Raw genomic sequence first — 10,634 nt, forward strand, 5'->3', positions numbered from 1 at the left:
GAACGAACATGCGCCGCTTGTTGAGCTTTTTACTGGTTGCCTGCCTGAGTGCGTCGGCAGTCGCTGCCGATGCCATCAAGGGTGAACGCAAGGAAGTCTTCGGGGATACGACGGTGCACTACAGCACCTTCATCTCCACCTTCCTGCAACCGGACACCGCCAAGGCCGCCGAACTGATCCGCAGCAAGAACCAGGGCGTGATCAACGTCTCGGTGATCAAGGCCGGCAAACCCGTGGTCACCCAGGTCAATGGCACAGTCAAGGACCTGACCAGCGCTTCGGTCCCGCTGAAGTTCAAGCAGATCACCGAGCAAGGTGCGATCTATTACATCGCCCAGTTCCCTGTCGAACAACAGGAAACCCGTACCTTCACCATTAACGTTGGCATTGATGGCAAGACCGAGACCATCAGTTTCAACCAAGAGCTTTTCCCAGGCGAATGATGACTTTCCAGCAACTCGTATTGGCCAGCCACAACGCTGGCAAACTCAAGGAACTGCAGGCCATGCTCGGTGACACCGTGCAACTGCGCTCCATCGGTGAGTTCAGCAGCGTAGAGCCGGAAGAAACCGGCCTGTCGTTCGTCGAGAACGCCATCCTCAAGGCGCGCAACGCTGCGCGCATCTCCGGCCTGCCGGCGCTGGCCGACGATTCGGGCCTGGCGGTGGACTTCCTCGGCGGCGCACCCGGTATCTACTCGGCGCGCTACGCCGATGGCCAGGGCGACGCAGCCAACAACGCCAAGCTGCTCGAAGCCCTCAAGGAGGTGCCCGAGCCCGAGCGTGGCGCCCAGTTCGTCTGCGTCCTGGCCCTGGTGCGCCACGCCGACGACCCGCTGCCGATTCTCTGCGAAGGGCTGTGGCATGGCCGTATCCTGACCCAGGCCAGTGGCGAACACGGCTTCGGCTACGATCCCTTGTTCTGGGTACCGGAGCGCAACTGCTCCAGCGCCGAACTCAGCCCTGCCGACAAGAACCAGATCAGCCACCGTGCCCGCGCCATGAGCCTGCTGCGTCAACGTCTGGGCCTGGCATGACCGATCGTTCGCCGGCACAGCCACTGCACCTGGGCGAGGCTGGCTTCACTTCCCAAGCACCACGGGCGGCCTTGCCGCAGCTGCCGCCCCTGGCGCTGTATATCCATATCCCGTGGTGCGTGCGCAAATGCCCGTACTGCGACTTCAACTCCCACGCCGCGACGCCCGAACTACCTGAAGAGGCCTACGTCGATGCCTTGCTGGCCGACCTCGACCAGGAATTGGGCGCAGTGTATGGCCGGCCGATCAGCTCGATCTTCTTCGGTGGCGGTACACCCAGCCTGTTCAGCGCCCGTGCCCTGGGCCGCCTGCTGGCAGGCGTGGAACAGCGCATTCCCTTCGCCAGCGATATCGAAATCACCCTGGAGGCCAACCCCGGGACGTTCGAGCAGGAGAAGTTCAAGGCCTACCGGCAGCTGGGCATCAACAGGTTGTCGATCGGCATCCAGAGCTTCCAGCAGGCCAAGCTCGAAGCACTGGGGCGCATCCACAATGGTGACGAGGCCATTCGTGCTGCCGACATGGCGCGCAACGCCGGGTTCGACAACTTCAATCTGGACCTGATGCACGGCCTGCCCGATCAAACCCTGGATGACGCCCTGGGCGACCTGCGCCAGGCCATTGCCCTGGCCCCCACGCACCTGTCCTGGTACCAGCTGACCCTGGAACCGAACACGGTGTTCTGGAACCAACCACCATTGCTGCCCGAGGACGACATCCTCTGGGACATCCAGGAAGCCGGCCAGGCCCTGCTGGCCAGCCACGGCTACAGCCAGTACGAAGTGTCGGCCTACGCCCAGCCAGGCCGGGCGGCTCGGCACAACCTCAATTACTGGAGTTTCGGTGATTTCATCGGCATCGGTGCCGGCGCCCACGGCAAGCTCAGCCACCCCGACGGGCGCATCCTGCGCACCTGGAAAACCCGCCTGCCCAAGGACTATCTCAACCCGGCCAAGGCCTTCAAGGCTGGCGAGAAGCTGTTGCCGGTGGACGAACTGCCGTTCGAGTTCCTGATGAATGCCCTGCGCCTGACCCAGGGCGTGGACGCCGAGCTGTTCAGCCAGCGCACGGGCCTGGCGCTGGAGCAACTGACGGCCGCACGGCGCGAGGCCGAACAAAAAGGCTTATTGCAGGTCGAAACGACGCGACTGGTCGCTACCCCGCGAGGCCAGTTGTTCCTCAACGACCTGCTGCAGTATTTCTTGACCTAAGGATTGCGAATGGACCTGGTACTCGACCTGCTCTCGACCGTTTCCCGCTGGAGTCGCAGCAACTTGTCGGAGATCTCGCTGGCCCTTGTGGGCTGCCTGCTGGTGCTGTTTGGCACCGACATCAAAGGCTGGGTAGAACAGCGCCTGGGCGGCCTGGCAGGCGCCTTGCGTGTGCCGTTCATGGCGGTGCTGGTGATGATCGGCAGTGGCGCCGCGTTGATCTATGCCACGCCCTGGGTGGTGCGCGGCCTGGCGCAGTTCAACAACTATGCGTTGGCGCCGGTGCTGCTGATTGTGCTGGTGTTGATTGGCGTTGTAGCCGATCGGCGCTGAATGCACCGCGGGGCAAGTCGAGACGTCTCGATTTGCCCCGCGATCAACATCCTTCAAGCCAGTTTTTCGAACTTCAAATCCCACACCCCATGCCCAAGTCGCTCGCCACGGCGCTCGAACTTGGTGATCGGGCGCTCGGCCGGGCGCTCGACGCACTTACCGTCGGCGGCCAGGTTGCGATAACCCGGGGCGACATTCATCACCTCCAGCATGTATTCGGCATAGGGCTCCCAGTCGGTAGCCATATGGAATACACCGCCTACCTTCAGCTTGCTGCGCACCAGCTCAGCGAACTCCGGTTGTACGATACGACGCTTGTGGTGACGGCTCTTGTGCCACGGGTCGGGGAAGAACAGCATCAGGCGATCAAGGCTGTTGTCGGCTACGCACTTGTTCAGCACTTCGATGGCATCGCAGTCATACACCCGCAGGTTCTTCAGGCCCTGGGTCAGTACGCCGTTGAGCAGCGCCCCCACACCCGGACGGTGTACTTCGACACCGATGAAGTCTTGCTCAGGCGCGGCAGCAGCCATTTCCAGCAGGGAATGGCCCATGCCGAAACCGATCTCCAGGGTACGTGGCGCCGAACGGCCAAATACCTGGTCGTAGTCCACCGGGCTCTCGGCCAGCGGCAGGATGAACAACGGCCCACCCTGCTCCAGGCCACGTTGCTGGCCTTCGGTCATGCGCCCGGCGCGCATCACGAAACTCTTGATGCGGCGGTGTTGGCGCTCTTCGCCTTCAGGGGAGATCGGCGTTTCTTGCGATTCAGTCATCAGGGGCTCTTACTTGATCAGACCATCCAGCGGCGACGAGGCGCTGGCATAGAGTTTTTTCGGCATACGCCCGGCGAGGTAGGCCATACGGCCGGCAACGATGGCGTGTTTCATGGCTTCGGCCATCATGATCGGCTGTTGGGCATTGGCGATTGCCGAGTTCATCAGCACCGCCTCGCAGCCCATTTCCATGGCGATGGTGGCATCGGATGCAGTGCCGACACCGGCGTCGACCAGCACAGGCACTTTCGATTCTTCGAGGATGATCTGCAAGTTGTACGGGTTGCAGATACCCAGGCCAGTACCGATCAGGCCGGCCAGCGGCATCACGGCGATACAACCGGCTTCGGCCAGTTGACGGGCAATGATCGGGTCGTCGCTGGTGTAGACCATCACGTCGAAGCCGTCCTTGACCAGCACTTCGGCGGCCTTGAGGGTTTCGATCACGTTGGGGAACAGGGTTTTCTGGTCGGCCAGTACTTCCAGCTTGACCAGGTTGTGGCCGTCGAGCAGCTCACGGGCCAGGCGGCAGGTGCGTACAGCTTCGACCGCGTCGTAGCAACCGGCGGTGTTCGGCAGGATGGTGTAGCGGTCCGGCGGCAGCACATCGAGCAGATTCGGCTCGCCCGGGTTCTGGCCGATGTTGGTACGACGCACGGCCACGGTGACGATCTCGGCTCCCGAGGCCTCGATGGCCAGGCGGGTTTCTTCAAGGTCACGGTATTTGCCGGTGCCGACCAGCAGGCGCGACTGGAAGGTACGGCCGGCCAGAGTGAAGGGCTTGTCGCTGCGGAGGTTGCTCATCGGAAATCCTCTGAAAGGTTGAGGGACTTGCAAGGTAATCCTGGGGTCCTAGCCGCCGCCGATGGCATGCACGACTTCGACCTGGTCGCCATCACGCAACGCCGTGGCGGCGTGCTGGCTACGTGGCACGATATCCAGGTTGAGCTCTACCGCGACGCGGCGCCCGACAAGGTCCAGGCGGGTCAGCAGGGCCTCGACGCTTTCGCCATCGGGCAACTCGAAGGGTTCACCGTTCAATTGAATGCGCATGCGCACGGCCACCATTATTTTTAGGGGCCCGCATTCTAGCCCCGATCAGGTGCTGCGACCAAGGCCAAGCATCGCCATTCGTCTCGATTTGGACCGCTGGGTCAACCCAGGCGCCAGGCAGCCAGGCCCAGGCACAGCCAGCCACCGAGGAATGCCAGGCCGCCGATGGGTGTGACGATACCCAACTTGCCGATGCCGCTCAGGGTCAGCAAGTACAGGCTACCGGAGAACAGCACGATCCCCAGGGCGAACAGACCACCGGCCCACCCCACCAGGCGTCCCGGCAACTGGGTAGCCAGGACGGCAACCCCGAGCAGGGCCAGGGCATGGACCAGCTGATAGGTCACACCGGTGTGAAAAATGGCCAGGTATTCGCTGCTCAGGCGCCCCTTGAGGCCATGAGCAGCAAAGGCGCCCAGGGCCACGCCGGTGAATCCGAAAAACGCCGCAAGCAGCAGAAAGCTACGAAGCATGGGATGACTCCTAGTCAGCACAGGGTCTGTATAATGGCCCGCTCCATCGGTTCGGCCAAGCCATCACCTATGTTGTCTTCCCTTTTCCGTCGCCTTACCCGCGCCCTGCTCTGGTTTGCCGCTGGCAGTGTCCTGCTGGTACTGGTATTTCGCTGGGTCCCGCCACCCGGCACGGCGCTGATGGTCGAACGCAAGGTCGAGTCCTGGTTCAACGGCCAGCCGATCGACCTGCAACGGGACTGGGAGCCGTGGGAGAACATCTCCGATGAGCTCAAGCTGGCGGTGATCGCCGGCGAAGACCAGAAGTTCGCCTACCACTGGGGCTTTGACTTCCATGCCATCCAGGCGGCGCTGGCCCATAACGAACGCGGTGGCAGTATCCGCGGCGCCAGCACCCTGAGCCAGCAAGTGGCCAAGAACCAGTTCCTCTGGGCTGGCCGTAGCTGGCTGCGCAAGGGCCTGGAAGCCTGGTTCACCGCGTTGATCGAGCTGCTGTGGTCGAAAGAGCGGATTCTTGAGGTCTATCTCAACAGCGCTGAATGGGGTGAAGGCGTGTTTGGCGCGCAGGCCGCAGCGCGGCACCACTTTGGCGTCGATGCCCGTCAACTATCGCGCCAACAGGCCAGCCTGCTGGCTGCGGTGCTGCCCAGCCCGTTGAACTGGAGTGCCAGCCGGCCAAGCACTTATGTGGCGCGACGTGCCGGCTGGATTCGCCAGCAGATGCGCCAGCTGGGCGGTAGTGGTTATCTGGCGCAGCTGGACAGCCCGCGCCGGGCGCCCTGGAGCCAATAAAAAACCCGGCAAAGCGCACACTTTGCCGGGTTTTTTATTGGCTGATTACTGGGTAACCGCCTTAGAACGCGCCCATATAGTCACGTTTGCCCACTTCGACACCGTTGTGACGCAGGATTGCGTAAGTGGTGGTGACGTGGAAGAAGAACTGTGGCAGGCCGTAGGTCAGCAAATAAGCCTGGCCACTGAAGCGCTTCTCTTTCGGCGTGCCCGGACGGGTCACGATTTCGATGCCTTCCTTGCCGTCGATCTGCGCCGGCGCAACGCCATCCAGGAAAGCCAGAACCTTACTGATCAGCGCTTGCAGTTCAGCAAAGGTGGTTTCGCTGTCATCGTATTTCGGCAACTCGACCTCAGCCAGGCGCGCCGATACACCCTTGGCGAAATCAACAGCGATCTGCACCTGGCGAACCAGTGGAAACATATCCGGATACAGGCGAGCCTGGAGGAAGACGCTCGGATCAATGTTTTTCGCCGTGGCGTGAGCTTCGGCCTTGTTCAGAACATCACTCAAGGCGTTGAGCATTTGCTTGAAAACAGGAACAGAAGCGGCGTACAAGGAAATGGTCATAACAGTCTCGACAGGGGTGGCGGAGAATCATGAAAAAGCCCCGACACGTCGGGGCTTTTTGGTTATTGCCGTATCGCGAATCAGACTGCGATCAAGGCTTTGACCTTGTTCATCGCATTCTTTTCCAGCTGGCGAATCCGCTCGGCAGACACGCTGTATTTCTCGGCCAGGTCATGCAAGGTGGCCTTTTCCTCGGCTAGCCAGCGCTGGTAGAGGATGTCACGGCTGCGATCATCCAGGCCCTGCAGGGCTTCGTGCAGGTTGCTGGTGGAGTTGTCACTCCAGTCGGCATCCTCCAGTTGACGCGCCGGGTCGTAACGGTGGTCTTCCAGGTAGTTGGCCGGCGACTGGAATGCACTGTCGTCGTCGGCTTCACTGGCCGGGTCGAAGGCCATGTCCTGACCGGTCAGGCGGCTCTCCATCTCACGCACTTCACGCGGCTCGACACCCAGGCTTTCGGCAACACGATGAACTTCATCGTTGTTCAGCCAGGCCAGGCGTTTTTTCTGGCTGCGCAGGTTGAAGAACAGCTTGCGCTGGGCCTTGGTGGTGGCCACTTTGACGATGCGCCAGTTACGCAGGATGAACTCGTGAATCTCGGCCTTGATCCAGTGCACCGCAAAGGACACCAGGCGTACACCCATCTCAGGGTTGAAACGCTTGACCGCTTTCATCAGCCCGACATTGCCTTCCTGGATCAGGTCAGCCTGGGCCAGCCCGTAGCCGGAATAGCTGCGAGCGATATGTACGACAAACCGCAGGTGGGCGAGCACCATTTGCCGAGCCGCCTCAAGATTCTGCTCATAGTAGAGACTCTCGGCCAGTTCACGCTCCTGCTCCGGCGTCAGCAATGGAATGCTGTTGACCGTGTGCACATAGGCTTCCAGGTTTGCGCCGGGAACCAGGGCATAGGCAGGTTGCAACGAAGTGGTCATACGAAAAAACCTCCGACTCACTAAACTCGTGCCCTCAGGCACTGCCAACATTGACCGGAAACCGCGAAACAAGTTCCCTAAAAATGAAAAGAGTCAATAGCAGCAAAAAGACACTATCGCGGTGCAAGCTCGCTCAGGTGGCGGGCGACCGCAATCCAAGCACCGATATACCCTAACAGTACCGCACCAAGCAAGAGCGACAGACCATCGGCAGATGGCACACCGGCCAGGGAAAAATCACTGCCATACAGGTCGGAAAGCCCGATAACCGCGTCGTTGAGCCAGTCAAGGCCAAACGCGAGTACTCCCCAGGCCAATACCCCCGCACCCAGGCCATACAAGGCACCCATGTACAGGAAAGGTCGGCGAACATAGCTGTCTGTGCCGCCTACAAGCTTGATCACCTCGATCTCGGTACGGCGGTTCTCGATGTGCAGGCGAATTGTGTTACCAATTACCAAAAGCAGTGCCGAAACCAGCAAGACCGTCAGACCGAAGACAAAGCGGTCGCCCAGTTTGAGGATGGCCGCCAGGCGTTCGACCCAGAGCAGGTCCAGTTGCGCCACATCGACCTTGGGCAGTTCCGCAAAGCGCTGGCGCAAGGCTTCAAGGGCAGGTTTGTCGACTTCGGCCGGGGTCACCACGACCACACCGGGCAACGGGTTTTCAGGTAGTTCCCGCAGCGCATCGCCCAGGCCGGACTGCTGCTGGAACTCTTCCAGTGCTTTCTCGCGGCTGACGTACTCGGCCTCGGCCACGCCGGGCAGGCCCTTGATCTGCTCACGCAGGGCCTCGCCATCAGCGGTGCTGGCGTCAAGCTTGAGATACAGGGATATCTGCGCCGCGCGCTGCCAGGAACCGCCCAGCCGCTCGACGTTGCTCAACAGCAGCGACAAGCCCATGGGCAGGCTCAGGGCCACGGCCATCACCAGGCAGGTAAAGAAGCTGCCGATGGGCTGCTTGCCCAGGCGGCGCAGGCTGTCCATGAGGCTTGAGCGGTGGCTTTCCAGCCAGGCGTGCAGCAGGGTGCGAAAGTCAGGACCATCATCGTCATGGCTGTCGCGCTTTTTCTTTTCCGGCTGTGGATCAGCGGCCTTGGGCGCTACCCGCTCGGAAACCTTGGGACTACGTGTTGCACTCATTGCCCGGCCTCCCCGTCGCCGATCAAGCGGCCGCGCTGCAAGGTCAGCATGCGATGGCGCATGCGCGCGATCAGTGCCAGGTCATGACTGGCGATCAGCACGCTGGTGCCCAGGCGGTTGATATCTTCGAATACACCCATGATTTCCGCGGCCAGGCGCGGGTCGAGGTTACCGGTGGGTTCGTCCGCCAACAGCAGAGCCGGGCGGTGGACGATGGCGCGGGCGATACCGACACGCTGTTGCTGGCCGGTGGACAGGTCGCCCGGGAACAGCTCGGCCTTGTCCGACAAGGCCACGCGCTCCAGCGCCGAATCGACCCGCTTGGCAATTTCGACCTTGGACAGGCCAAGGATCTGCAGTGGCAGGGCGACGTTGTTGAATACGGTGCGGTCGAACAACAACTGGTGGTTCTGGAACACGACGCCGATCTGGCGGCGCAGGAAGGGGATCTGCGCGGTGCTGATCTGCCCCAGGTCCTGCCCGGCCAACAGCAGCTTGCCGCTGGTCGGTCGCTCCATGGCCAGCAACAGGCGCAGCAAGGTGCTCTTGCCCGCGCCGGAATGGCCGGTGACGAACAGGAATTCGCCCCGACGCACCCGAAAACTCAACTCATGCAGGCCTACGTGGCCATTGGGGTAGCGCTTGGCGACCTGTTCGAATCGAATCATGGATGCTCCCGCTCGGCAAACAGTGCTTTCACGAAGGGTTCGGCTTCGAAGGTGCGCAGATCGTCGATGCCTTCGCCCACGCCAATATAGCGGATCGGCAGGCCGAACTGCTTGGCCAGGGCGAAGATCACCCCGCCCTTGGCAGTGCCATCGAGCTTGGTCAGGGCAAGGCCTGTCAGCTCGACGCTCTGGTTGAAGTGCTTGGCCTGGTTGATGGCGTTCTGGCCAGTGCCGGCGTCCAGCACCAGCAGGACTTCGTGCGGTGCGTCGGCATCGAGCTTGCCGATGACGCGACGGACTTTCTTCAGCTCTTCCATCAGGTTGTCTTTGGTGTGCAGGCGACCGGCGGTATCGGCGATCAGCACATCAATACCGCGGGCCTTGGCCGCCTGGACGGCGTCGAAGATCACCGAGGCGGAATCGGCACCGGTGTGCTGGGCGATCACCGGGATCTGGTTGCGCTCGCCCCACACCTGCAACTGCTCGACCGCGGCGGCACGGAAGGTGTCACCGGCGGCCAGCATGACCTTCTTGCCTTCGAGCTGGAGCTTTTTCGCCAGCTTGCCGATGGTGGTGGTCTTGCCGGCGCCGTTGACGCCGACCACCAGGATCACGAAAGGCTTGGCCTGGGCCTGGATGCGCAAGGGCTGCTCGACCGGCTTGAGCAGATCGGCCAGTTCACCTTGCAAGGACTTGTACAGGGCATCGCTGTCGGCGAGCTGCTTGCGCGCGACCTTCTGGGTCAGGCTCTGGACGATCACCGAGGTGGCCTCGACGCCCACATCGGCGGTCAGCAGGCGGGTTTCGATTTCGTCGAGCAGGTCGTCATCAATGGCTTTCTTGCCCAGGAACAGGCTTGCCATGCCCTCGCCGATACTGGCGCTGGTCTTTGAAAGGCCCTGCTTGAGGCGGGCGAAGAAACCGCCCTTGCTCTCTTCATTGCGGGCAGGCTCAGGCACCTCGACCGGCTCGGCCTCTACCACCGGCACAACGGTAGCAACCGGGACAACAGGCGCTACAGGCGCTACAGGCGCTACAGGCGCTACAGGCGCTACAGGCGCTACAGGCGCTACAGGCGCTACAGGCTCGGGGGTAATGACCGGAGTGGCAACGGGTTCAGCCTGGGCAACGACAACCGGCGCAGGCTCGGTTACAACAGCCGCGACAGGTGCCGGGCGTTCCGGGATGGGCGGAGGCGAGTGAGGCTCAAGATCGGCCACCAATGCAACCGGCTCTTCAGGCACCGGCAGAACCAGGCCGGCGGGCGGCGTGGGCGGGGCCTCGAAGGCAACAACCGGCGGCACGGCGGGAGCTGGCTCTGGCGCAGGCTCCGCAGCTGCAACAGGTGCCGGCGCCGGTGCCGGCGTAACCGCTGCCGGAGCATCCGCAGCCGGCACCTCGGCGGTCAGCGCTGCAGGCTGCTCCGGTTCGGTCGGCTCAGGGGCTTGTGGCTGCTCGGCAACGGGTTGCTGCGGCTTTCTGCGCAGCCAGCCGAACAGGCCTTTCTTTTCACCGGCCGCGGCCGGCGTCTTTTTGTCGTCGTTGGAACCAAACATGGAAGACGGCTATCTCAGGGTAGCGATGCGCCACTGCGGCGCCTCGAAAATACTTTTAACGCAGAACAGACTACTTTTATTCCGGCTC

14 protein-coding genes are annotated in these 10,634 nt (G+C 62.1%); 5 read left to right on the plus strand and 9 right to left on the minus strand.

The genetic code is table 11. The features are described from left to right. The first annotated feature begins 8 nt into the window (after window positions 1–8). From ABVN19_RS21310 to ABVN19_RS21325, 4 genes are read left to right on the plus strand one after another with little or no spacing between them, the layout of a single operon-like run. Entirely contained in the window at window positions 9–443 is a 435-nt protein-coding gene (locus tag ABVN19_RS21310) for a DUF4426 domain-containing protein (RefSeq protein WP_028943910.1), read from the plus strand. Continuing rightward, entirely contained in the window at window positions 440–1,036 is a 597-nt protein-coding gene (rdgB, locus tag ABVN19_RS21315) for an RdgB/HAM1 family non-canonical purine NTP pyrophosphatase (protein WP_105641868.1), read from the plus strand. Before ABVN19_RS21310 ends, rdgB begins: the two co-directional genes overlap by 4 nt. Beyond that, window positions 1,033–2,247, plus strand: coding sequence for a radical SAM family heme chaperone HemW (hemW, locus tag ABVN19_RS21320; RefSeq protein WP_105641867.1), 1,215 nt, complete (start codon window positions 1,033–1,035; stop codon window positions 2,245–2,247). The genes rdgB and hemW overlap by 4 nt, the downstream gene beginning before the upstream one ends. 9 nt (window positions 2,248–2,256) lie before the next feature. After that, window positions 2,257–2,580: a DUF3392 domain-containing protein gene (locus tag ABVN19_RS21325; RefSeq protein WP_028943907.1), complete on the plus strand. Its 324-nt coding sequence runs from the start codon at window positions 2,257–2,259 to the stop codon at window positions 2,578–2,580. A gap of 53 nt (window positions 2,581–2,633) precedes the next feature. On the opposite strand, the gene trmB is transcribed toward ABVN19_RS21325, so the two are convergent. The 4 genes from trmB to ABVN19_RS21345 all read right to left on the minus strand — a co-directional run bounded on the left by trmB (window position 2,634) and on the right by ABVN19_RS21345 (window position 4,882). Beyond that, window positions 2,634–3,356, minus strand: coding sequence for a tRNA (guanosine(46)-N7)-methyltransferase TrmB (trmB, locus tag ABVN19_RS21330; RefSeq protein ID WP_028943906.1), 723 nt, complete (start codon window positions 3,354–3,356; stop codon window positions 2,634–2,636). 9 nt (window positions 3,357–3,365) lie between these two features. Then, window positions 3,366–4,160 (minus strand): thiazole synthase, encoded by a 795-nt coding sequence (locus ABVN19_RS21335; protein WP_028943905.1) that lies wholly within the window; start codon window positions 4,158–4,160, stop codon window positions 3,366–3,368. 48 nt (window positions 4,161–4,208) lie between these two features. Further along, on the minus strand, window positions 4,209–4,409 hold the full coding sequence (thiS, locus tag ABVN19_RS21340; protein ID WP_028943904.1) for a sulfur carrier protein ThiS: 201 nt from the start codon (window positions 4,407–4,409) through the stop codon (window positions 4,209–4,211). A 101-nt stretch (window positions 4,410–4,510) separates the two neighbouring features. After that, a complete protein-coding gene (locus tag ABVN19_RS21345) occupies window positions 4,511–4,882 on the minus strand; it encodes a DUF423 domain-containing protein (RefSeq protein ID WP_028943903.1) in 372 nt (123 codons plus the stop codon). A 33-nt stretch (window positions 4,883–4,915) separates the two neighbouring features. On the opposite strand from ABVN19_RS21345, the gene mtgA reads away from it, so the two are divergent. Further along, window positions 4,916–5,674 carry a monofunctional biosynthetic peptidoglycan transglycosylase gene (gene mtgA / locus ABVN19_RS21350; protein WP_177431051.1) on the plus strand — a complete coding sequence of 253 codons (759 nt, stop codon included), beginning with the start codon at window positions 4,916–4,918 and terminating at the stop codon, window positions 5,672–5,674. A 61-nt stretch (window positions 5,675–5,735) separates the two neighbouring features. Here mtgA and ABVN19_RS21355 read toward each other — a convergent pair whose 3' ends face one another. From ABVN19_RS21355 to ftsY, 5 genes are all read right to left on the minus strand, one after another. After that, on the minus strand, window positions 5,736–6,245 hold the full coding sequence (locus ABVN19_RS21355) for a DUF1993 domain-containing protein (RefSeq protein WP_028943901.1): 510 nt from the start codon (window positions 6,243–6,245) through the stop codon (window positions 5,736–5,738). An 80-nt stretch (window positions 6,246–6,325) separates the two neighbouring features. Beyond that, window positions 6,326–7,180: an RNA polymerase sigma factor RpoH gene (gene rpoH / locus ABVN19_RS21360; RefSeq protein ID WP_028943900.1), complete on the minus strand. Its 855-nt coding sequence runs from the start codon at window positions 7,178–7,180 to the stop codon at window positions 6,326–6,328. Between the two features lie 113 nt (window positions 7,181–7,293). Beyond that, window positions 7,294–8,322, minus strand: a complete 1,029-nt coding sequence (gene ftsX, locus ABVN19_RS21365; protein ID WP_105641866.1) for a permease-like cell division protein FtsX — start codon at window positions 8,320–8,322, stop codon at window positions 7,294–7,296. After that, on the minus strand, window positions 8,319–8,990 hold the full coding sequence (ftsE, locus tag ABVN19_RS21370) for a cell division ATP-binding protein FtsE (protein WP_009396779.1): 672 nt from the start codon (window positions 8,988–8,990) through the stop codon (window positions 8,319–8,321). The genes ftsX and ftsE overlap by 4 nt, the downstream gene beginning before the upstream one ends. Further along, window positions 8,987–10,546: a signal recognition particle-docking protein FtsY gene (ftsY, locus tag ABVN19_RS21375; protein ID WP_353632770.1), complete on the minus strand. Its 1,560-nt coding sequence runs from the start codon at window positions 10,544–10,546 to the stop codon at window positions 8,987–8,989. The genes ftsE and ftsY overlap by 4 nt, the downstream gene beginning before the upstream one ends. Window positions 10,547–10,634 lie beyond the last annotated feature (88 nt).

It is taken from the genome of Pseudomonas vranovensis, from assembly GCF_040438935.1.
GTDB lineage: Bacteria > Pseudomonadota > Gammaproteobacteria > Pseudomonadales > Pseudomonadaceae > Aquipseudomonas > Aquipseudomonas vranovensis.

Coding starts and splice junctions, on each gene's coding strand:
- rpoH (WP_028943900.1), bottom strand. CDS start 7,180: ATGACCACTTCGTTGCAACCTGCCTATGCCCTGGTTCCCGGCGCAAAC.
- ftsE (WP_009396779.1), bottom strand. CDS start 8,990: ATGATTCGATTCGAACAGGTCGCCAAGCGCTACCCCAATGGCCACGTA.
- ABVN19_RS21345 (WP_028943903.1), bottom strand. CDS start 4,882: ATGCTTCGTAGCTTTCTGCTGCTTGCGGCGTTTTTCGGATTCACCGGC.
- hemW (WP_105641867.1), top strand. CDS start 1,033: ATGACCGATCGTTCGCCGGCACAGCCACTGCACCTGGGCGAGGCTGGC.
- ABVN19_RS21325 (WP_028943907.1), top strand. CDS start 2,257: ATGGACCTGGTACTCGACCTGCTCTCGACCGTTTCCCGCTGGAGTCGC.
- mtgA (WP_177431051.1), top strand. CDS start 4,916: ATGGCCCGCTCCATCGGTTCGGCCAAGCCATCACCTATGTTGTCTTCC.
- ABVN19_RS21310 (WP_028943910.1), top strand. CDS start 9: ATGCGCCGCTTGTTGAGCTTTTTACTGGTTGCCTGCCTGAGTGCGTCG.
- ABVN19_RS21335 (WP_028943905.1), bottom strand. CDS start 4,160: ATGAGCAACCTCCGCAGCGACAAGCCCTTCACTCTGGCCGGCCGTACC.
- thiS (WP_028943904.1), bottom strand. CDS start 4,409: ATGCGCATTCAATTGAACGGTGAACCCTTCGAGTTGCCCGATGGCGAA.
- ftsX (WP_105641866.1), bottom strand. CDS start 8,322: ATGAGTGCAACACGTAGTCCCAAGGTTTCCGAGCGGGTAGCGCCCAAG.
- ABVN19_RS21355 (WP_028943901.1), bottom strand. CDS start 6,245: ATGACCATTTCCTTGTACGCCGCTTCTGTTCCTGTTTTCAAGCAAATG.
- ftsY (WP_353632770.1), bottom strand. CDS start 10,546: ATGTTTGGTTCCAACGACGACAAAAAGACGCCGGCCGCGGCCGGTGAA.
- rdgB (WP_105641868.1), top strand. CDS start 440: ATGATGACTTTCCAGCAACTCGTATTGGCCAGCCACAACGCTGGCAAA.
- trmB (WP_028943906.1), bottom strand. CDS start 3,356: ATGACTGAATCGCAAGAAACGCCGATCTCCCCTGAAGGCGAAGAGCGC.